15 protein-coding genes are annotated in these 19,825 nt (G+C 69.6%); 7 read left to right on the top strand and 8 right to left on the bottom strand.

The annotated features are described in order from the left end of the window. Positions 1-11 precede the first annotated feature (11 nt). A complete protein-coding gene (locus ACFYRH_RS38695) occupies positions 12-1,007 on the bottom strand; it encodes an ATP-binding cassette domain-containing protein (protein ID WP_387785434.1) in 996 nt (331 codons plus the stop codon). Between the two features lie 103 nt (positions 1,008-1,110). Here ACFYRH_RS38695 and ACFYRH_RS38690 point away from each other — a divergent pair, with 103 nt between their 5' ends. After that, positions 1,111-1,842 (top strand): MerR family DNA-binding transcriptional regulator, encoded by a 732-nt coding sequence (locus ACFYRH_RS38690; RefSeq protein WP_387785432.1) that lies wholly within the window; start codon positions 1,111-1,113, stop codon positions 1,840-1,842. Here the strand turns inward: ACFYRH_RS38690 and ACFYRH_RS38685 are convergent. Both ACFYRH_RS38685 and ACFYRH_RS38680 read right to left on the bottom strand, forming a co-directional pair. Beyond that, positions 1,786-4,686, bottom strand: coding sequence for a glycoside hydrolase family 3 C-terminal domain-containing protein (locus ACFYRH_RS38685; RefSeq protein WP_387785430.1), 2,901 nt, complete (start codon positions 4,684-4,686; stop codon positions 1,786-1,788). The genes ACFYRH_RS38690 and ACFYRH_RS38685 overlap by 57 nt on opposite strands. 952 nt (positions 4,687-5,638) lie before the next feature. Next, entirely contained in the window at positions 5,639-6,829 is a 1,191-nt protein-coding gene (locus tag ACFYRH_RS38680; protein ID WP_387785429.1) for an ROK family protein, read from the bottom strand. A 108-nt stretch (positions 6,830-6,937) separates the two neighbouring features. Between ACFYRH_RS38680 and ACFYRH_RS38675 the strand changes: the two genes are divergently transcribed. The 4 genes from ACFYRH_RS38675 to ACFYRH_RS38660 all read left to right on the top strand — a co-directional run bounded on the left by ACFYRH_RS38675 (position 6,938) and on the right by ACFYRH_RS38660 (position 12,425). Beyond that, the gene (locus tag ACFYRH_RS38675) at positions 6,938-8,602 is read left to right on the top strand and encodes an extracellular solute-binding protein (protein WP_387785427.1); all 1,665 of its coding nucleotides are present in this window, start codon (positions 6,938-6,940) and stop codon (positions 8,600-8,602) included. Between the two features lie 91 nt (positions 8,603-8,693). Next, on the top strand, positions 8,694-9,602 hold the full coding sequence (locus ACFYRH_RS38670; RefSeq protein ID WP_387785424.1) for an ABC transporter permease: 909 nt from the start codon (positions 8,694-8,696) through the stop codon (positions 9,600-9,602). Beyond that, complete coding sequence (locus tag ACFYRH_RS38665; RefSeq protein ID WP_387785421.1) at positions 9,599-10,504, top strand: carbohydrate ABC transporter permease; 906 nt, start codon at positions 9,599-9,601, stop codon at positions 10,502-10,504. Before ACFYRH_RS38670 ends, ACFYRH_RS38665 begins: the two co-directional genes overlap by 4 nt. A 4-nt stretch (positions 10,505-10,508) precedes the next feature. Beyond that, the gene (locus tag ACFYRH_RS38660) at positions 10,509-12,425 is read left to right on the top strand and encodes a beta-galactosidase (RefSeq protein ID WP_387785418.1); all 1,917 of its coding nucleotides are present in this window, start codon (positions 10,509-10,511) and stop codon (positions 12,423-12,425) included. Here ACFYRH_RS38660 and ACFYRH_RS38655 read toward each other — a convergent pair. After that, a complete protein-coding gene (locus tag ACFYRH_RS38655; RefSeq protein ID WP_387785415.1) occupies positions 12,401-13,420 on the bottom strand; it encodes a LacI family DNA-binding transcriptional regulator in 1,020 nt (339 codons plus the stop codon). The two genes, ACFYRH_RS38660 and ACFYRH_RS38655, sit on opposite strands and share 25 nt — an antisense overlap. Then, on the bottom strand, positions 13,329-14,327 hold the full coding sequence (locus tag ACFYRH_RS38650) for a DMT family transporter (protein WP_387785413.1): 999 nt from the start codon (positions 14,325-14,327) through the stop codon (positions 13,329-13,331). Before ACFYRH_RS38650 ends, ACFYRH_RS38655 begins: the two co-directional genes overlap by 92 nt. Positions 14,328-14,366: 39 nt before the next feature. Here ACFYRH_RS38650 and ACFYRH_RS38645 point away from each other — a divergent pair, with 39 nt between their 5' ends. Both ACFYRH_RS38645 and ACFYRH_RS38640 read left to right on the top strand, forming a co-directional pair. Further along, positions 14,367-14,861 carry a MarR family winged helix-turn-helix transcriptional regulator gene (locus ACFYRH_RS38645; protein WP_387785410.1) on the top strand — a complete coding sequence of 165 codons (495 nt, stop codon included), beginning with the start codon at positions 14,367-14,369 and terminating at the stop codon, positions 14,859-14,861. Between the two features lie 94 nt (positions 14,862-14,955). Next, positions 14,956-16,401 (top strand): glycosyltransferase family 87 protein, encoded by a 1,446-nt coding sequence (locus ACFYRH_RS38640; protein WP_387785558.1) that lies wholly within the window; start codon positions 14,956-14,958, stop codon positions 16,399-16,401. Here the strand turns inward: ACFYRH_RS38640 and ACFYRH_RS38635 are convergent. The 3 genes from ACFYRH_RS38635 to ACFYRH_RS38625 all read right to left on the bottom strand — a co-directional run bounded on the left by ACFYRH_RS38635 (position 16,398) and on the right by ACFYRH_RS38625 (position 19,702). Next, complete coding sequence (locus tag ACFYRH_RS38635) at positions 16,398-17,327, bottom strand: threonine/serine dehydratase (RefSeq protein WP_387785409.1); 930 nt, start codon at positions 17,325-17,327, stop codon at positions 16,398-16,400. The two genes, ACFYRH_RS38640 and ACFYRH_RS38635, sit on opposite strands and share 4 nt — an antisense overlap. 217 nt (positions 17,328-17,544) lie before the next feature. Continuing rightward, entirely contained in the window at positions 17,545-18,396 is an 852-nt protein-coding gene (locus tag ACFYRH_RS38630) for a RimK family alpha-L-glutamate ligase (protein WP_387785407.1), read from the bottom strand. Continuing rightward, positions 18,353-19,702 (bottom strand): glycosyltransferase 87 family protein, encoded by a 1,350-nt coding sequence (locus ACFYRH_RS38625; protein WP_387785404.1) that lies wholly within the window; start codon positions 19,700-19,702, stop codon positions 18,353-18,355. The genes ACFYRH_RS38630 and ACFYRH_RS38625 overlap by 44 nt, the downstream gene beginning before the upstream one ends. Positions 19,703-19,825 lie beyond the last annotated feature (123 nt).

The raw sequence follows: 19,825 nt of genomic DNA, 5'->3' as shown, positions 1-19,825 counted from the left end.
GAGGATGCGGCTCACGAGGCGATGTCCTTCGTCCCCCGGAGGCTCTGATACGCCTGATCCATCACGCTTTCGAGCGAGGGCTCCTCGACGGACAGGTCCGCGACCGCGAATCGGGCGAGCAGCCGGGCCGTCGTCGCCGGCACCGCGTCACGGCCGACCCGCAGCAGCCATTGATCCCCGTCCCGGTGCAGGACATCGCCGTACGACGTGAGGTCCGGGTCGTCATCGGTCAACGTCACCCGGATCAGCTTGGCCGGTGCGAACAGCGAGCCGAGCTCGTCGCGGCGACCGTCGAACGCGATCGCGCCGTCATCCACGAGGATCAGCCGCGGACACAGCGATTCGACGTCGGCCATGGTGTGGCTCGTGAGCAGCACGGTGGCGCCGGTGCGGGCGGCGTACTCCGCGATGAAGGTCCGGATGATCCGCGCCGCCGAGACGTCGAGCCCGATCGTGGGCTCATCGAGGAACAGGACCTTCGGCCGATAGACCAACGCGAGCGCCAGGCCGGCTCGCATCCTCTCGCCGAGGCTCAGCGCGCGCACCTGGCGTTGCAGGATGCTGTCGAGATCGAGGAGTTCGCTGAGCTCGGCCAAGTTGCGCTTGAACGCCGGCTCGCCGATCTCGTACAGCACCTGCTGGTAGTGGAACGAGTCCAGGACGGTGAGCTCTGGTGCATCGCCGATCGGCTGGCTGCCCCGGATCAGCGCGATCTCGCGGAGGTAGTGGTTGTGCCGCTGCCACGGGGTTTCGCCGAGGACCCGGACCGTCCCGCCCGTCGGGTGCAGGATCCCGGCCAGGATCTTCAGCGTGGTCGTCTTGCCGGCGCCGTTGCGGCCGAGAAATCCGACGACCTGTCCGGCCGGGACCCGGAAGCTGAGGTCGCGGACCGCGTGGACGTCGCGGTGCTGCCGCCGGACCAGGGCGCGGGCAGCGGCGACGAGTCCGCCGTCGCGGACCGGCACGCGGTAGGTCATTGACAACCGGTCCACCTCGACGGCATCCATGCTTAAAGTCTATCGTTGAAGTTCGGTTAGACTGTTTGCCGCTGAGCGAATCAGGAGTCCCGTGAGAAAACCCTCAACCGGTGCGTCAAGGACTGTGCGCGGCGTGACGCTGGCCCGGGAGGCTGGGATCTCGGTCCAGCAGGTGCGGAATTACGAGGAGGCCGGACTGCTTCCGCTGGCCGGCCGTACGGCGGCCGGCTATCGCGAGTTCGACGAATCGCATCGGCAGGCGCTGACGGCGGCGCGGGTGCTGGTGCGCGCGTACGGATGGAAGGCCGCGGCAACCATCCTGGCTGCCGTGCACCGCGACGACCTGCGGACGGCGGTGGCCCGTGTCGACGAGGCGCACGCCGCGCTGCATCGGGAACGCGAACGCATTCAGCAGGCGCTCCGGGCCTTCGAGGTCGTGGTGACACATCCACTCGACGCGGACCCGCGGATGTCAGCCGCACTCGCTCAGATCACGCGCCAGGGCGCCCCGTTGCGGATCGGCCAGATGGCGAGTCTGTTGGGTGTCCGCACGTCGGCGCTGCGTTTCTGGGAACGCTCCGGTCTCGTCCATCCGCTCCGTGAACGAACCACCGGCTACCGCAGGTACGACGTCGGCGCCGCGCGCGACGCGCATCTCGTACGGCTGTTGCGGGAGGGGAACTTCCCGATGGCGATCATCCGTGCCGCCCTCGACGAGATGCACTCCTCGCCGGACGGCCGCCCCGAACGGGTCGGCGCCGAACTCAACCGGCGCGACGCCGAACTGCACCAGCGCAGCCTCGCCCGCCTACGAGCGGACGCGGCCCTGGTCACCTATCTGGACTGGCGGGCCGCTCATGCGTAAGCCCTCCAGCAGAACATCGGCTGCGGAGAAGACCGCGTAGAGGGTCTGCGGCTCGACAGTACGTATATGGCTACTGGCCGCTGAGTCCGAGGCGGAGCCAGACGTGCGGTTGTGGCCAGTGGACGTATACGTACTGTCGAGCTGCAGGTAGGCGGGGATCGACATGAGCTCGTTGGAGGGCGGGACGTGCAGGGTGCTGACGAGTTGGCCGTGGAGTGGGTCGTCCAGGCGGAGTTCGATGGTGGCGGGTGTGTTGGTGCGGCTGGCTGCTCGGGCTTGGTAGGTCGTGGAGTCGAGCAGTACGTCGTCGAAGGCCAGCCAGGCTTGGGGTTCCAGTGAGATGACGGCGTCGCCGCGTTCGCCTGGTGCGGCGGTCAGGGTGATGGCGCAGTGCTCGTCGAAGCTGGTGGCCTCGAGGTGGGCGAGCGTGCGGGGAGGGATGCGCTCGCCGTGGACGTCGAGGGTGGCGGTGAGGCGGAGGTCGGTGCTCGAGCGGCCGACCATGATGCTGTGGCGAGCGGTTTCGACGCAGTGCCGGTCGCGGGTGACATCCCAGAAGCCGAGGTCGTTGATGGCGATTGTCAGCGCGACCTCCGCGGTTTCGCCAGGCTGCAGCGAGACCTGGCGGAAGGCACGCAGTTGGCGGAGCGGTTGCTTGACCCGCGAGCGTTGCTGGCGGGTGTAGAGCTGAGCGAGTTCGGTCCCTGTGCGGTCGCCGGTGTTCGTGACGGTGAAGGTCACGGTGACCTTCCCGTCCGAGGGCTCGCTGACCCGAAGGTCGCCGTACCCGAAGGTGGTGAAGCTGAGGCCGTGGCCGAAGGGGTAGAGGGGAGTGCCGCGGTAGTAGAGGTACGTCGCGTCGGTCGCGATGATGTCGTAGTCCAGCAGTCCCGGGAGATCCGCGGCCGAGTGGTACCACGTCTGGGTGAGCCGGCCGGACGGGTCGTGGTCGCCGAACAATACGTCGGCCAGCGCGCGACCATACTCCTGCCCGCCGTGCGCCGACCAGAGGATCGCGGGCAGGTGCCGCTGCGCCCAGCCGATCGCGAACGGGTAGCTGCTGCTCAACACGAGCACGGTACGCGGGTTCGCCGCGTGCACCTGGCGGATCAGGCGATCCTGAGCAGCCGGGAGATCGAGGCTCGCGCGGTCCTCGGTCTCGCGTCCGTTCACCAGCGGGTGGTTGCCCACAACAACAATCGCCACGTCGGCGCGAGCGGCGAGCTCGGCCGCCGCGGCCGCGCCGTCGACCGTCACGTCGAGCTCGAAAGCGGTCGCCTCAATGGCGAGACCGACTGTGCCATCGGGCTGGACATGGACATAGCGACCGCTGTGCAGGTGCTGGATGAGCAGGCCGTCGGCCGACCGCACCAGGCCGAAGGTCTGCTTCACCTCCCACCCGTTCGGGCCGGGCTGGTCCGCGACGAGCTCGCCGTCGTCCGTGACGGTGAGGTGCTGTCCGTTCCGCACCGACCGCAACGCGAACGCGTCTCCACCCCAATCGAACAAATCGAACTCACCAGGATCACTACCGGCCCGCAGTACGGCGTCCGCGTCGATGGCGAGGTACGACGCTGCGCCCGCGACCCGCAGGGTGATCCGGTCGACGCCCTCGCAGTACTCGACCTGGTCCAGGCGTTCCGCGAGGCCGTCGAGCGCCGTGACCTGGTACGGCAGCGTGCCGGCGTACCAGTCCTCCGACAACGTGCCGGCGAGTGGACCGACGACTGCGACGCGGGTCGACGTGGTGAGCGGCAGCACCTGGCGCTCGTGTTTCAGCAGCACGATCGCCTGGCGCGCCGCGTCCTGCGCGAGGCGGCGGTGTGCGGGGCAGTTCACCAACTCGGGTTCGAGCCCGCGATACGGGTCGAGCTCGGGCGGGTCGAACTCGCCCAACCGGAACCGGAGCGCGAGGGTTCGGCGTACGGCGGTGTCGATGTCGGCGGGCGTGATCAGCTCGCGGTCCAAGGCTGCGGTGAGTCGCTCGATGGTCGGGCCCGCGTTGGTGTCGTCCTGCGTGAAGCTGTCCACCCCGGCTCGGACCGCCGCGGCGTACGCGGTCGGTGCGTCGGGCAGGTACTGCTGCAGGCCGTAGAGGTTCCCCGGCGCGTAAGCATCGCTGACGACCAGCACGTCGTCGGTCGTCCAGGTCCGGAGTACGTCGTTGATCAGCGGACTGAGGTGGGCGGGCCGTCCGTTCACCAGGTTGTACGACGGCATCACCGCGACCGCGACGCCGGCCTCGATCGGGGCGCGGAACGCCGGCAGTTCGTAGTCGTGCAGCACCCGCGGCGGGAGGCTGCTGGACGTCGTACAGCGGTCGGTTTCGTTGTTGTAGGCAAGGAAGTGCTTGAGCGTCGGAGCCGTCTTCAGGTACGTCGGGTCGTCGCCGGCCAATCCGCCCGCGTACGCGGTCGCGATCACCCCGGTCAGCCAGGGATCCTCGGCGTACCCCTCCTCGTTGCGGCCCCAGCGCGGGTCGCGCAGCGGGTTGACCACCGGCGCCCAGACGTTCAGCCCGACACCGGCCGGGTCCTTGCGGTGAAACACGCGGACCTCGTCGCCGACCGCCGCGCCGACCGCGCGCACCAGCTCCGGGCTCCAGCTCGTCGCCAGGCCGATCGCCTGCGGGAAGACGGTCGCGGGACCATGCCAGGCGACGCCGTGCAGGGCCTCGGTCCCGGTCCGGAACGGTTCCACCGCGAGCCGCGCGACGGGCGGCTGGTACTGGTGCAGCATCGCGATCCGCTCGTCCGGGGTGAGCCGGGCGAGCAGGTCGTCGATGCGGGCGGCGAGTGGCCGGGACGGGTCGCGGAACGGGTACGGCGCGGCTGGAGTACTCATCGGCGATCGACTCCGTGAACTCTGAGTCGAAGCGCTTCGACAAGGCCGGAAGAACTGCATCGAAGCGCTTCGACAGATCGGGCGTGAACAGAGGGTTGCATCCCGCACGCCCGCGGTCAACCCTTCACGAACCACCCCAGCACACGCTTTCCACCCCACCCCGCGCCGCACCCGACCGCCCCGCACCCGACCGCCCCGCACCCGACCGACCCGCACCCGACCGACCCGCACCCGACCGACCCGCACCCGACCGACCCGCACCCGACCGACCCGCATCCCACCGACCCGCATCCCACCGACCCGCACCCCACCGACCCGCATCCCACCGCCCGCCCCGCGCCTGAGCATTTCAGGGGGTGCCCCCTGAGTTGGAGGCTTGCCCCCTCGGATTCCGAGGGGGCAACCCACCCGGTGAGGGGGCGGCCCCTCAGGCGATGCCTGGTCCGAGGTCGGCTGGGTCGGGGCGTGCGGTAGCTGAGCCGCGGGCGGGCCGGGGGTGCGCGTTTCGGGGGGTTGCCCCTTGAGCTGGGGGGTGCCCGCTTGGATTCTGAGGGGGCAACCCACCCGGTGAGGGGGCGGCGCCTGAGGCGATGCCTGGTCGAGGTCGGCTGGGTCGTGGTGTGCGGTAGCTGAGCCGCGGGCGGGCCGGGGGTGCGCGTTTCGGGGGTTGCCCCTTGAGCTGGGGGGTTGCCCGCTTGGATTCTGAGGGGGCAACCCACCCGGTGAGGGGGCGCCCCCTGAAGTGACGCGGGACGACGACGGCTGGGTCGAGCGCATGCCAGACGGGGTGCGAGGCGGGCGGGGCAAGGCGTGAGGCGGGCGGGGTGGGGTGCGGGGCGGGGCGGGGTGTGCGGGGCGAGGCGGGATGTGCGGGGCGGGGCGGGATGTGCGGGGCGGGGCGGGATGTGCGGGGCGGGGGGTGAGGATCGGGAGGCGGGTTGGGGTTGGTTGGTCAGGGGGTGGGGAGGCGGCCTTGGGTTAGGGGGGTTAGGGCTTGGGCGGTGGCGCCTAGGGGAGTGGCGGTGTGGGGGTTGGAGGACGGGACGACGGTGCAGCCGCCGGCGTCGGGGGCGGTGGTGGCTTCGCGGAGGGCCTTGTCGATGGCCGGGGTGAGGTGGTCGGCGAGTAGGGCGTAGGCGCCGCCGAGGACGACGACCTCGGGGTTGAGGATGTTGACCAGCGCGGCGATGCCGTGGCCGAGGTGGGTGCCGGCTTCGGCGAGTACTTCGGTGACCGCGGTCTCCTCGGCGGTGGCGCGCCGGATCAGGCTCTCGAGCTGGTGCTGGGGGTCGTCGTCGCTCGTCCCGTCGACTCGCGCGAGGATCGCCGGCAGGCTCGCCAGGGCCTCGAGGCAGCCGCGCCGGCCGCAGCCGCAGAGGGGTCCGTCCGGGATCAGGCGGAGGTGCCCGATCTCCCCGACGTACCCGAGGTGGCCGGCGAGTGGGCGGCCGTCGGCGATGATGCCGGCGCCGACGCTGGTGTCGCCGGTGATGTGGATGAGGTTCGCGGTCCCGGCGAGCGGCCCGTACAGGTGCTCGGCGAGCACTCCCAGGGACGCGTCGTTGTCGACCTGCACCGGGATGTCCGGACGCCCGAGCGCCGCCGCCAGCTCGGCCTTCAGCGGTACGTCGCGCCACCCGAGCCCGGCCGCGAGTACGACGGTTCCTTCGCGGTTCACCAGTCCGGGGACGCCGACCGTGATGCCGAGCACCCGTCGCCCGGACGCCTGCACCGTCGTGATCGCCCGGCGAGCCAGTGCGGCCAGCGCGGCCGTCGTCTTCGCGGGCCCCGCATCGACACCGGGCCCCGAGCGGTGCCAGCGCAGTACCTGCTCGCCGGCCGCGTCGCAGCTCAGCGCGGTCAGCCCCTGTGCGCTCACCTCGAGCCCGATCGTCGCGTACGCCGACCCGTCGAGCACCAGCAAGGTCGCGGGGCGGCCGACGTGGTTCTGCGTCTGCTGCGTCTCGCGGACCAGCCGGCGGTCCAGCAGCTCCCCGACGATGCTCGTCACGGTCGCCTTGTTCAGCCCGGTCCCGGACGCGATCGCCGCCCGTGAGCAGGGCGCCTCGCGGCGCAGGTAGCCCAGCACCGCGGCCAGGTTGGTGGCGCGGATGTCGGTGTGGTCCGCGGTCTGTGTGCTCAAGGTCCGTCCCGTCGAAAGAAGTGCTGGGTCAGTTCTACACCTTGTCGGGTTGTCGGCTCTGCGTTAATTTGTTTGGCTACCAGCCCAACTAAGTCTAGGGGATGCGACGTGACCGGACCAGCGATCGGCGGACCCAGCCGCCGGACCTTCATCTCCCTGCTCGGCGCCGGAGCGGCGGCTGCCACCGGCGGGGCCACGCTGACCAGCTGCTCGAAGGGCAGCTCGGGCTCCGGTACGTCGGGGCGTGCCGAGACCGAGGACAAACTGGCGGGCCTGTTGCCGAAGTACACCCGGTACGAACCGCTGACGCCGGATCTGCCGGGCGAGAACGGTGCCTCGCCGGGCTTCACGCACTACCCGAGCGAGTTCAAGCGGGCGGTGCCGGACAAGATGGTGCCGAGCGGCAAGGCGGTGTCGGCGATGACCCCGCTGTGGAGCCCGATCCCGCCGCTGGCCGGCAACTCGTACTTCGAGGCGAACGACGAGCGGATCGGCGCCCCGGTCAAGTTCAACATCCTGAACGGCAATGACTACGGCGACAAGCTCGGTCCGATCCTTGCTTCTGGCAACGTTCCGGAGCTGCTCTGCATCCCCGGCTGGAACATCTCCAGCCTGACCCGGTTCGGCCAGGCCGCCGACAAGCTGTTCGAGGACCTCACGCCGCACCTGGCCGGCGACAAGGTGTCGGCGTACCCGATGCTGGCGAACCTGCCGACGCGCGCCTGGGCGTACGGCGTATGGAACTCGCAGCTGAAGGCGGTTCCGTTCCCGTCCGACGGCTTCCCGTGGATGATGATGTACCGCAAGGACATCTTCGACCAGCTCGGTGCGGAACCGCCGAAGACCTCCGGCGACCTGCTGGCGCTGGGCAAGGAGCTGACCGACTCGAAGGCCGGTCGCTGGGCGTTCGGCAGCGTCGCCGACGAGGTGCACCGAGCGTTCGGTGCGCCGGGAGGCTGGCGGAAGGACTCCAACGGCAAGCTGGTGAACAAGATCGAGACGCCGGAGTTCGAAGCAGCCGTCGCGTTCGTCCGGCAGCTCTTCCAGTCGGGGTACGTGCACCCGGAGGTCGTGGCCGGCACCGGCGCGGACGAGAACGCGTTGTTCGAGGGCGGCAAGTTCGTGATCCGGCAGAACGGCCTGGGCGGCTGGCGCGAGTCGTTGCAGCGCCAGCAGTCGATCAACCCGAAGTTCAACCCGCAGCCGGTGCTTCCGTTTGCCCACGACGGCGGGAAGCCGATCGTCTGGCCCGGTGATCCGGCCGGAATCTTCACGTTCGTGAAGAAGGGCGTCGGCCCGGACCGGGTGAAGGAGTTGCTCGGAGTGCTCAACTACACCGCCGCGCCGTTCGGCACCGAGGAGTACCAGCTGTACAACTACGGGCTCCAGGGCAAGCACTACACCAAGCAGCCGTCCGGAGCGCCGAAGTTGACCGCACTCGGGCAGAAGGAGGTTTCGCAGACCTACATCTTCCTCGGTGGGCGTCCGGTCGCTGTCACCGAGAGCGAGTATCCGGGGTACGTCCAGTCGATGTGTGCCTGGCAGAACGCGGCAGCGAAGGTCCGGGAGAAGAACCTGTTCGAGGGGATCCGGGTCGAGCAGCCGGCCAGGATGGCCGCGCTGAACCAGCCGTTCGACGACGCGTTGCAGGACATCTACCGGGGCCGCAAGCCGGTCAGTTACCTGAAGACCGCCATCAAGCAGTGGCAGGACAACGGCGGCAACGAAGGCCGTGACTTCTACGCGAAGGTCCTCAGTGACAACGGGCGCTAAGCAGTCGACCGGCGACTTTGTGCACCGGGTCCGTACGGCTCGGCGCTCTGCGTACGGATCTCGTGCACAACGCCGGGTCGCGAAGGGTGGCATGGGGTTCCGGCACCGGTTGCGGCGGGACTGGCCGTTGCTGGTGATGGTGTTGCCGGTGACGGTGTTGCTGGGTCTATTCCATTACCTGCCGACGCTCGGCAACGTGATCGCGTTCCAGGACTACTCGCCGTACGCCGGGATCCGGGGAAGCGATTTCGTGGGGTTGGCCAACTTCCAGCGGATGTTCTCGGAGCCGGCGTTCTGGAAAGCGGTCGCGAACACCCTGTCGATCACCGCCGTCCAGCTGACCTTCTTCTTCCCGGTCCCGATCGCCCTCGCCCTGCTGTTGAACAGCGTCCTGTCGGCCAAGCTCCGCAACCTCGTGCAGGGCGTCGTGTACCTGCCGCACTTCTTCTCCTGGGTCCTGGTCGTCTCGCTGTTCCAGCAGATGATCGGCGGCGCCGGCCTGCTCTCGCAGACGCTGCGCGACCACGGGCACCAGGCGATCGACCTGATGACCAAGCCGGACACGTTCATCCTGCTGGTCACCGCGCAGGCGGTCTGGAAGGACGCCGGCTGGGGCATGATCGTGTTCCTCGCGGCGCTGTCCACCATCAACCCCGCGCTGTACGAGGCCGCCGCGGCCGACGGCGCGAACCGCTGGCGCCGCCTTTGGCACATCACGCTGCCCGGCCTGCGCCCGGTGATCGTCCTGCTGCTGATCCTGCGGCTCGGCGACGCGCTGACGGTCGGCTTCGAGCAGTTCATCCTGCAACGCAGCGCCGTCGGCGGCGGCGCCGCGGAGGTTCTCGACACGTACGTCTACTACCAGGGCCTGCTCGTCGGCGACTTCGGGTACGGCGCGGCCGCCGGCCTGTTCAAGGGTGTCGTCGGCCTCGTCCTCGTCCTGGTGGCCAACCGATTCGCTCACCTGGTGGGCGAGCAGGGGGTGTATTCGCGCTCATGACCGCACGAGCTGTCTGGGAGGAAGAACCGACGGTCGCCGACCGGATCGGGAAGCCGGTCGTCCTGACGCTGATCGCGTTGGCGGTCGCGTTCCCGTTGTACGTCGTGGTTGTCACCAGCCTGTCGACGACCGAGGCCGTGACGCGGGCCGGCGGGTTGGTCGTCGTACCGCGGGAGCTGACCCTGGCGGCGTACGTACAGCTGCTGTCGGGTGGTGTGGTGACTCGGGCGCTGCTGATCAGCGTGGTGATCACCGCGATCGGTACGGCGTTCAGTCTCGGGATCACCGTGCTGGCGGCGTACGGACTGTCGCGGCCGGGGTCGTTGTTCCATCGGCCGCTGTTGTTCGTGGTGCTGCTGACGTTCCTGTTCGGGCCGGGCATCATCCCGAGCTATCTCGTGGTGAACGCGTTGGGGCTGATCGACCACTACGCCTCGCTGATCCTGCCGGCCGCGATCTCGGCGTTCAACCTGATCGTGATGCGGTCGTTCTTCATGGGCATCCCGGCCGAGCTGATCGACAGCGCCCGGATCGACGGCGCGGGCGAGCTGTCCATCCTGCGCCGGATCGTGTTGCCGCTGTCGAAGGCGGTCGTCGCGGTGGTCGGCCTGTTCTACGCGGTCGGATATTGGAACGCGTTCTTCAACGCATTGCTCTACATCAACGACAACACCAAGTGGCCGCTGCAGATGGTGCTGCGAACGTACATCGTGCAGCAGCAGCCGCTGCCGACCGGCGCCGGCGGAGTGGCGACGGGCGTCGGCCTGGGGCTGCAGCCGGCACCGGGGCTGGCGATCAAGATGGCGATCGTGGTGATCGCGATCGTGCCGGTCCTGCTGGTGTACCCGTTCATCCAGCGCCACTTCCAGAAGGGCGTCATCATCGGCGCAGTGAAAGGCTGAGCACATGAGTCTTTGGTACGGCGGTGACTACAACCCCGAGCAGTGGGACCCGAGTGTCTGGAAGGAGGACGTCGACCTGATGCGCCGGGCCGGCGTCAACCTGGTGACGGTCGGCGTCTTCTCGTGGTCCAGTCTGGAACCGGCACCGGGCACGTACGAGTTCGGCTGGCTGGATCAGGTGCTCGACCTGTTGCACGCGGGTGGGGTGAGCGTGGACCTCGCCACCCCGACCGCGTCGCCCCCGCCCTGGTTCAGCCGGCTGCACCCCGAGGCGCTTCCGGTCACCGCGGACGGCGTACGGCTGACGCACGGCAGTCGGGACACGTACTGCGCCTGCGCGCCGGCATACCGCGAGGCGGCGCGTGGCATCGCAAGAGCGTTGGCCGAGCGGTACGCCGAGCATCCGGCGCTCGCGATGTGGCATGTGCACAACGAGTACGGGACGACGTGTTACTGCCCGCTCGCGGCGGTGCGGTTCCGCGAGTGGCTGCGGGAGCGGTACGGGTCGCTCGAACGGTTGAACGAGGCGTGGACGACGGCCTTCTGGAGCCAGGGGTACGGCGAGTGGGCGGAGATCGAGCCGCCGCGGAAAACGCAGTACCTGGTGAATCCGACGCAGTACCTGGACTATCGCAGGTTCTGGTCGGACGAGTTGCTGGCCGCGTATCTCGAGCAGAAGACCGAGATCCGGGCGAAGTCGGAGCTGCCGGTCACGACGAACTTCGTGTTCGGCGGATGGGTGCCGGTGAACCACGCGCGGTGGGCGGACGCGGTCGATGTCGTTGCCATTGACCACTACCCGGACCAGGCGGGGATCGGCGCCGAGGAGCAGACCGCGTTCGGGGCCGACCTCGCGCGGGCCTGGGCCGGTGGGAAGCCGTGGTTGCTGATGGAGCAGGCCGCGGGGACGGTCAACGCCGGTCACCGGCTGCACACGAAGGAGCCGGGGCGGATGGCGCGGCACAGCCTGTCGCACATCGCTCGCGGTTCGCGCGGCGCACTGTTCTTCCAGTGGCGGGCGTCGCGGGGCGGTTCGGAGATGTACCACTCGGCGATGGTTCCGCACGCCGGTCCGGACAGCCGGATCTTCTCCGAGATCGAGGAGCTCGGTGCGGTGCTGCCGCGATTGGCCGAGGTTGCTGATAGCAACGTTCAGGCCGACGTGGCGATCCTGTGGGACGTCGAGTCCTGGTGGGCGATGCAAGGCACGCATCTGCCGTCCTCGTCGCTGGACTACCTCGCCGCGGTGCGGTCCGCGCATCGGCACTTCTGGCGGGCCGGCGTGACGGTCGACTTCGCGTCACCGGACGCTGACTTGTCGTCGTACCGGCTGGTGGTGGTGCCGTCGCTCTACCTGGTCTCCGACGAGGCCGCGGCGAACCTGACGGCGTACGTCGAGGGTGGTGGGCAGCTCGTGGTCGGGTACTTCAGCGGAATCGTGGACCCGGATCTGCGGGTGCGGCTCGGCGGGTATCCGGGAGCGTTCACCGAGTTGCTCGGGGTGCGCGTGGAGGAGTTCCACCCGGTCGAGGACGCGGTCGAGTTGGCCTCGGGCGGGCGCGGACGACTGTGGAGCGAGGACGTGCGGTCGGTGTCGGCGGAGGTGGTCGATCGGTACGCCGGGGGAGTCCTCGACGGGAAACCCGCGATCACGCGGCACCAGCTCGGCGCCGGTACGGCGTGGTACGTGTCGACCGAACTGGACGACGAGACCGCGGCGGCGCTGGTCACGAGGCTGACAGGGACGACGGGCACTAGCGAGCTCCTCGAAGTGGTGCGCCGTCAGGCGGGCGACGTCACGTGGACGTTCTTCATCAACCACGGATCTCAGGAGGTTGCCGTGCCTGTGGCGGGAGTCGAGCTGGTGGCCGGCAGTGCTGTGGTGCCGGCCGGAGGTTATGCGGTGCTGCGGTCGGAGTGAGGGGCTGAGCTGCCGCGGGCGGTGAGCGCCGGCGGCAGCAAGGTGAGCTCGGGGACGGTCCCGCCCTCGAGCTTCGTGATCAGCGACTCGACCGCCTGGACGCCGATCTGGTCCGCGGGGATCGTCACGGACGACAGTTGCGGGACCTGTCGTTCCGCGACGTCGTCCGCGCAGATCGCCACCAGCGACATGTCCTCGGGTACCCGCCGCCCGAGCCGCCGCAGCACGTCCAGCAGCGGGCCGATGATCGGCTCGTTCTGGACCACGAGTCCGGTGATCCCCGGATGCTCGTTCAGTAGCTGCTCGACCGTGTGCAGGATCGCGTCGAACGTGTGCTCGCACGGCGTCTCCACCCCGAGCACCCCGCGCCGCGCCGCGGCCTCGGCGAAGCCGGTCAGGGTGCGCTGGGCGAACCCGGTCTGCCGCTCGTACACCGCCGACGGCGTACCGAGGAGCGCGAGCTCCTGGTGACCGAGGTCGGCCAGGTGGTTCACGCATTGCGCGCCCGCGGCAACGAAGTCCAGGTCGACACACGTCAGCCCGTCGGCCTGCTCCGGATATCCGATCAGCACCGATGGCATCGGCAGTCCACGCAGTACCGGCACCCGCTCGTCGTGCAGTTCGACGTCCATCACCACGAGCGCGTCGACCAGCGAACTCTGTGCCACCCGCTCCAGCCCGTCGGGCCCCTCGTCGGCGGTCAGCAGCAGTACGTCGTGGTCGAACCGGCGGGCCGTGGTCACCACAGCGGTGGCGAACTGCATCATCACCGGGACATGCATGCCGGTCCGCAGCGGGATCACCAACGCCAGCACGTTGGACCGCTGGCTGGCCAGTGCGCGGGCGCTCGCGTTCGGCCGGTAACCGAGGGCGCGAACACTGCGCTGGACCCGGTCGCGGGTGTCAGGTGAGATCGTCCGCTTGCCGCTGAGCACGTAGGACACCGTGCTGGTCGCCACCCCGGCGTGCCGCGCGACGTCGGCGATCGTGACCATGGTGCCCCTCTCGTGTACTTGCACCAGTTCTACCCCAGTCGAAGCGCTTCGACACGGCGCCGGGCCGGAGTTGACTGACAGCGATCCCGAGGAGGACGAGTCCGAGTCCGAGGAACTGGCGCGCGGTCAGGACGTCGCCGGACAGCAGCACGCCGAGCAGGACGCCGGTGACCGGGTTCAGCAGTCCGATCAGGCCGACGGTGGCGGCGGGCAGTCGGCGCAGGCCCGCGAACCAGGCGGTGAAGGCGAGTGCGGTGGCGACGAGTCCGACGTACGCGAAACCGGCGACGGCGGGGAGGTCGAGGCGCGGTGGCGCGCCCTCCACGGCGATCGCGACCGGGATCAGGACGAGCCCGCCGGCGACCAGCTGCCACGAGGTCGTGGCAAGTGGTCCCTCGTCGGCGCGGCCCCATTTCTTCGCCAGGACGTAGCCGCAGGACGACATCGTCAGCGCCGCGGCCGAGGCCGCGACGCCGCGGAGGTCGACGGCGGTCGCGCCGGTGCCGAGCAGCAGGACGACGCCGGCGATTCCGGCGGCCGCTCCGGTCAGCACCAGAGCGGTCGGTCGTTCGGCAAGCAGGCCCCAGGCGAAGAGGGCCATGGTGAACGGCGAGGCGGACATGATCGTCGACGCGAGGCTGACGGGGAGCAGTTGGGACGCGAGGTAGATCAGTGCGAAGAACGCGCCCATGGTGCAGATCCCGAGCACCGGTGAGCGCCACCACCAGGCGCCGCGGGGGAGCCGGCGGGCCAGAGCGAGGAGCAGGAGACCGGCGGGCAGGGCGCGCAGAACCGCGCCGTACAAGGGATGTCCGGCCGGGAGGTACTCGTGGGTGACGAAGTAGTTGGTGCCCCAGGCGATCGGGGCGATCGCGGTGACGAGGGACCAGCGGAAAGTATCTTCCATGGAAAACACTATATCTTCCCAGGAAGATATAGTGGAGGGGTGACCGATCATGTGGCGCGGATCCAGGCGGAGTGGCGGCTCGAGCGGCCGGACGTCGACACCGGTCCGCAGGGTGTGATCGGCCGGTTGCACCGGATCGCGAACCAGCTCACGGGCGAGTTGACGCTGCTGTACGGGAAGTACGGGCTGACCGAGGGGGAGTTCGACGTCCTCGCGGCGTTGCGGCGCGCGGGAGCGCCGTACGAGCGGGCTCCGGGGGAGTTGGCGCTGCACACGATGGTGACGACGGGAGCGGTCACCAAGCGGGTCGATCGGCTCGAGGAAGCGGGGCTGGTCCAGCGCCGGCGCAGTGACGCCGACGGCCGTGGGCGCGTGGTGCGCCTGACGCCGGCGGGGCGACGGTTGATCGACAAGGCGTTCACGGCGCACATGGCGAACGAGCGGCGGCTGCTCGAAGCGCTCACACCGGACGAGACCACTCAGCTGGAAACGCTGCTCACCAAGTGGCTCGGCAAGCTCGAACCGCCGAGCTGATGCGGCGCGCGGGTCACGCTTGCGGGTCTGGCTGGTGTCGGATGGGTAACCTCACCCAAGGCCGGGGCTGACGCCAGGGGGCCGATAGGAGATGATGCCGACCGTGACTGCACCACAACGCGAGCTTGCGCAGGCGCCGTCGGACATCGAGCCGGCGGTCGCCGGCCTGACCGTCGGGCTCGGCGGGCCGACCGGGCGGTTCGCCCGGCTGAGCTCGTCGTGGTGGACGCCGCTGCGGATCGTGCTCGCGGTGTGCACGATCACCTTCGGGCTCGGCGTCCTGCAGAAGGCACCGTGCATGGAGGCGGGCTGGGATCGGCAGAGCTGGCGGCCGTTCAAGGCGCTCTGTTACTCCGACATCGGGTTCCTGTACCAGGAGCGTGGTTTCGCGGAGGGTAACCGGCCGTTCCTGGACACCGGCAACTACCCGGTGCTCGAGTACCCGGTGCTCACGGGTGGCTTCATGGAGGTCGCCGCGCAGATCACCTGGCTGATCACCGGAGACCCGAAGCAGGACCTGACCGTCGAGCAGAAGCGCGACACGGCCGGCGTCTTCTTCGTGGTCAACACCGTGATGCTCTTCCTCTGCGCGCTGTTGATCGTCGGCCTGACCGCCGCGACCGCCCGCGGGGTGGCATCGCGCCCGGGCGCGGCCCGCGGGCAGCCACTCGACGCCCTGTACGTCGCGGCCGCACCGGCGCTCGCCTTGACCTCGACGATCAACTGGGACCTGTTCGCGGTCGCGTTGACCGCCGGGGCCATGTTCGCCTGGTCGCGGGGGAGACCTGTGTGGTTCGGCATCCTGCTCGGCCTCGGTACGGCGGCGAAGTTCTATCCGTTCCTGCTCCTCGGACCCTTGCTGATCGTCTGTCTGCGCGGCCGCAAACTCTGGCCGTGGTTCCAGGCGGTGATCGCGGCGGTGGTCGCGTGGGGCCTGGTGAACGCGCCGATCTACTTGCTCGCGAAGAACGAATGGCTGTCGTTCTGGCAGTTCAACGACCAGCGCGAGAGTGACTACGGCTCGATCTGGTACGTCCTGAAACTCGCCAAGCACGAGGTCGCGGACGTCAACCAGTTGAACATCGTGATCTTCGCCGGCCTGTGCCTGTCGATCGCGATCCTCGGGTTGATGGCGCCCCGGCCGCCGAGATTCGCCCAGCTCGCGTTCCTGGTGGTCGCGGCGTTCCTGCTGATCAACAAGGTCTATTCACCACAGTACGTGCTGTGGCTGCTGCCCCTGGTCGCGCTGGCCCGGCCGCGGCTGCGGGACTGGCTGATCTGGCAGGCCTGCGAATGCTTCTACTGGATGCTCGTGTGGATGCATCTCGCGCAGTTCCTGGCGCCGGGTGATCCGCAGGTGCCCGACCGGATCTACTGGCTGTCGGTGATCCTGCGGATGGCCGGCACGCTGTGGCTGATGCTGGTGGTCGCCCGCGACATCCTGCTGCCGGAGAAGGATCCGGTCCGCCGGGGCGACCTCGTGGACGACCCGTCCGACGGTGTCCGGTCCGCCGCGCGGGCGCGCCTCGCACCCGCCTAGAGCTGCAGCTTCGACACGTCCAGGTTGCCGCCGCTCACGACCGCGGCGGTGACGCCGGTCGGCTGGACGCTGCCCTGAAGCAGGGCCGCGAAGGGTGCGGCCGCGGCGGGTTCGAGGGCGAGTTTGGTGCGCGACATGACCAGGCGGGTCGCCTCCAGGAGGGCTTGTTCGCTGACGCGGACCACCTCGTCGACGTACTGCTGGACGAGGGGGAAGTTCCGGGTGCCGCAGACCGGGGCGGCGAGGCCGTCGGCGATCGAGCGGGCGGTCAGGAGTTGCTGTGGTTCGCCGGTCTCGAGACTGCGGCTGACCACGTCGGCCTGCTCCGGCTCGATCCCGATCACCCGGATCGACGGCTTCAGGAGCTTCACGGCGGTCGCGACGCCCGAGATCAGCCCGCCACCACCGACCGGGACCATCACCGTGCCGAGGTCCGGGCGGTCCGCCAGCAGTTCCAGGCCGAGGCTGCCGTGCCCCGTGATCACGTCGTCATCGTCGAACGGGTGCACGCCGGTCAGGCCTCGTTCGTCCCGGATCCGCGCGTACTCCGCCATCAGGTCGCCCTCGACGAGTTCGACAGTGGCGCCGTACCCGCGGGCCGCGTCGATCTTCGCCGGTACGGCGGTCTTCGCCATCACGACCGTCGCCGGGACCCCGGCGTCGCGGGCGGCCCAGGCGAGCGCGCCGGCGGCGTTCCCGGCCGAGACGGTGATCACCCCGCGCTCCCGCTCCGCGGCGGGCAGCCGGAGCAGCTTGGTGAGCAGGCCGCGAACCTTGAAACTGCCGGTCTTCTGGAACAGTTCGGCCTTCAGGACCAGGTCGGCGCCGAAGTGCTCGTCGAGCGCCGACGAGGTCAGCATCGGGGTGCGGTGGATCCGTCCCTCGAGGTCCCGGGCGGCGTGGCGGATGTCGTCGAGTGTCGGCATACACCAGACCTTAAAAGTCTAGTAAGTCGATCATATTGCGAGCAGCGGAAGGCCCGCGAGCTGTGCCTGAGGGAGTGCCCGGTGCTGGCCGAGTGCAGGACTGGGCGCGCCGGACGAAGTTCACCGGGACGGCCGCCGGCGAGACCCTGTTGTACGGGCGTCGCCGCGGCCATCCGGAGTCGGCAGCGAGTTAGGGCGTGTCTCCCAATCCCGCGCCCTAAGCGACCCGGTCCGCGACCGCTGCGGCCAGCTTGTCGGCCGCGGCGGGGAACTGCGGGAGGAACAGGTACGGCTCGATGAGCTCGATCTCCATCAGCAGGAAGCGGTCGTTGACGACGACGCCGTCGACCCGCGCATAGGTCGGCGTCGGGCCCGCGGCCGTGAGCGCCGCGCGGGCGCTGTCCAGCACGGCGGCCGGCGGATCCGTCAAGGTCACCTGGCCGCCGTAGAACTCCTGGACCCGGTAGTCGTCGGCCGCCGGCGTCTTGACCACGGCGTGGCTGAATTCGCCGTCGAAGAACAACAGCGACCACTCGCCGGCGGACTGGATCTCCGGCAGGAACGGCTGCACGAGGTAGACGATCTCGGGCAGCTCGGTGAGCGCCTGCTCCAGCTCGGGGGAGCCCGCGACACCGCGGACGGTGTGCAGCGCGTTGCCGCTCACGGTCGGCTTGACGACGATCTCCTGGCCGGCCAGCCCAGCCACGACCTCGCGCAGGCAGGCGCCCGCCGCGACCTGGGACGGAACGATCGACACGCCACGCTCGCGCAGCGCCAGCAGGTACTGCTTGTCGCTGTTCCAGCGGACCTGGCCCGAGTCGTTCAGCACCGGTACGCCGGACTTGTCGAGCAGCGCGAGCCACTCGGTGAACTCGTCGTAGCGCAGGAAGTAGTCCCAGACCGTGCGCAGCAGGACGGCGTCGTACGCGGACCAGGCGACCGAGGGGTCGGTCCAGACCTCGACCACCGGGTCGAGGCCCGCGGCGCGGAGGGCGTCCAGGAGCGGGCGTTCATGCGGGTGCAACTCAGCGTGTTCGGCCGACGTCGCGAGGGCGATGCGTTTTGTCACGCCCGACAGTGTTGGCGCGGAGGGGCGCTGCGGTCAAACCTGATTTCGCAACCATTCGGTGACGGATCGTGATGGTGATGACAACGATGACAGCGGCGCCGAGGTAGCTGAGGCCCTGGCGGGTGTCGTGGCCGAAGCCGGCGTAGGCGACGTACGACGCCAGCGGGACGGCGAGCCACTCGGGGCGGCGGGCGAGCGCGGCGAGGGCGATCAACGGCAGGCCGTACCACGGGTACGTCGGCGTGGCGATCAGCAGCGCAGCGCCGTACAGCCAGCAGCAGGTGAGCGCGATCGGGTCCCGTCGGGTGCGGTGGAAGGCGAGCGCGGCGAGGGCCAGGGCGAGGACCGCGGCGGCGAGCTGGCGGGGCCCAGGAGGCAGCAGGAGCGCGAGAATCGCGGATCGCGAGCTGCCGTCCTCGAACCCTTCCTGGTCCAGGTAGCCGGGCAGGAAGCCGAGCACCAAGGTGCCGACGGCAAGGACGTGCGGAAGGTACGACGCGATGAAGGTGCCAATGGCAACGATCGGCCGGCGCGTGCGGAACGCGGGGAGCAACAACAGGGGGAGGAGCTTGACGCTGCCGGCCGCCCCGAGCAGGACCGCGGCGAGTTTCGGGCGGCGTGCCGTGACGACGACGGCGGCCGCGATCAGCAGGGCGGCGAGGACGTCGATGTGGGCGGCGTTGCCCGCCTCCAGAGCGACGATCGGTGACCAACCCCACAAGGCTGCCCAGCGCGGGTTCTGTACGGCGAGTAGCCAGGTGAGTGCGATCGCGAGCAGGGCTGCCGCGATCTGGAGTCCCAGCGTCCCCGCGGACCACGGGGTGACAAGCGCGACCACGGTGAAATACGCCTCGGCGACCGGCGGATAGATCGTCGGCACCGCCGGCCGGTTGATCCGCGTCCGCACGTCGTCGACGGGCTGCTGGGCCGCATTCGCGGGGATCCCGGTGATCCCCGAGCGATCGGCCGGGGACAGCCCCGGGAAGAGCTTCGGGTCCCGCAGTTGCGCCAGTGAGTCGTCCAAGGGCACGTGCGCGTACGGCGAGTGCCCGGACAACTGCACACGGCCGTCCCAGACGTAGCGATAGGCATCCGTGCTGGTGATCGGCGCGTGCAGCAACCCCGGAACCTGACACAACCCCGCGACGATCACCACCGCCGCCACACTCAATCCACGCCCGAACCGCCACACGATCCCGAGCACCAGCAGGCTCCCGAGCACAAGCACGGCGTTCGGCCAGAACTGCCGCGCCGACGACGCGATCACCACCGCGCAGATGCCGACCGCCCCGACCCCGCCCGCCACCAACCCCCGCCAGCCGATCCGCCCCCGCGCGGTTTCAGGGGTTAACCCCGAAGCGTGCCGGTTCGCCCATCGCATGCGGGGGGAGGAACCGGCGCTCCGACGGGTTGACCCCTCAAATGGTTC

The organism is Kribbella sp. NPDC004875 (assembly GCF_042873375.1).
Classification (GTDB): Bacteria; Actinomycetota; Actinomycetes; order Propionibacteriales; family Kribbellaceae; genus Kribbella.
The sequence above is the reverse complement of the archived record's forward strand: the minus strand, read 5'-3'. Positions and strand labels throughout refer to the sequence as shown.

Excerpts from the sequence above, each read along its gene's own strand:
- ACFYRH_RS38695 (WP_387785434.1), bottom strand. The coding sequence starts at position 1,007 with ATGGATGCCGTCGAGGTGGACCGGTTGTCAATGACCTACCGCGTGCCG.
- ACFYRH_RS38685 (WP_387785430.1), bottom strand. The coding sequence starts at position 4,686 with ATGAGTACTCCAGCCGCGCCGTACCCGTTCCGCGACCCGTCCCGGCCA.
- ACFYRH_RS38670 (WP_387785424.1), top strand. The coding sequence starts at position 8,694 with ATGGGGTTCCGGCACCGGTTGCGGCGGGACTGGCCGTTGCTGGTGATG.
- ACFYRH_RS38665 (WP_387785421.1), top strand. The coding sequence starts at position 9,599 with ATGACCGCACGAGCTGTCTGGGAGGAAGAACCGACGGTCGCCGACCGG.
- ACFYRH_RS38660 (WP_387785418.1), top strand. The coding sequence starts at position 10,509 with ATGAGTCTTTGGTACGGCGGTGACTACAACCCCGAGCAGTGGGACCCG.
- ACFYRH_RS38655 (WP_387785415.1), bottom strand. The coding sequence starts at position 13,420 with ATGGTCACGATCGCCGACGTCGCGCGGCACGCCGGGGTGGCGACCAGC.
- ACFYRH_RS38650 (WP_387785413.1), bottom strand. The coding sequence starts at position 14,327 with ATGGAAGATACTTTCCGCTGGTCCCTCGTCACCGCGATCGCCCCGATC.
- ACFYRH_RS38640 (WP_387785558.1), top strand. The coding sequence starts at position 14,956 with ATGCCGACCGTGACTGCACCACAACGCGAGCTTGCGCAGGCGCCGTCG.
- ACFYRH_RS38635 (WP_387785409.1), bottom strand. The coding sequence starts at position 17,327 with ATGCCGACACTCGACGACATCCGCCACGCCGCCCGGGACCTCGAGGGA.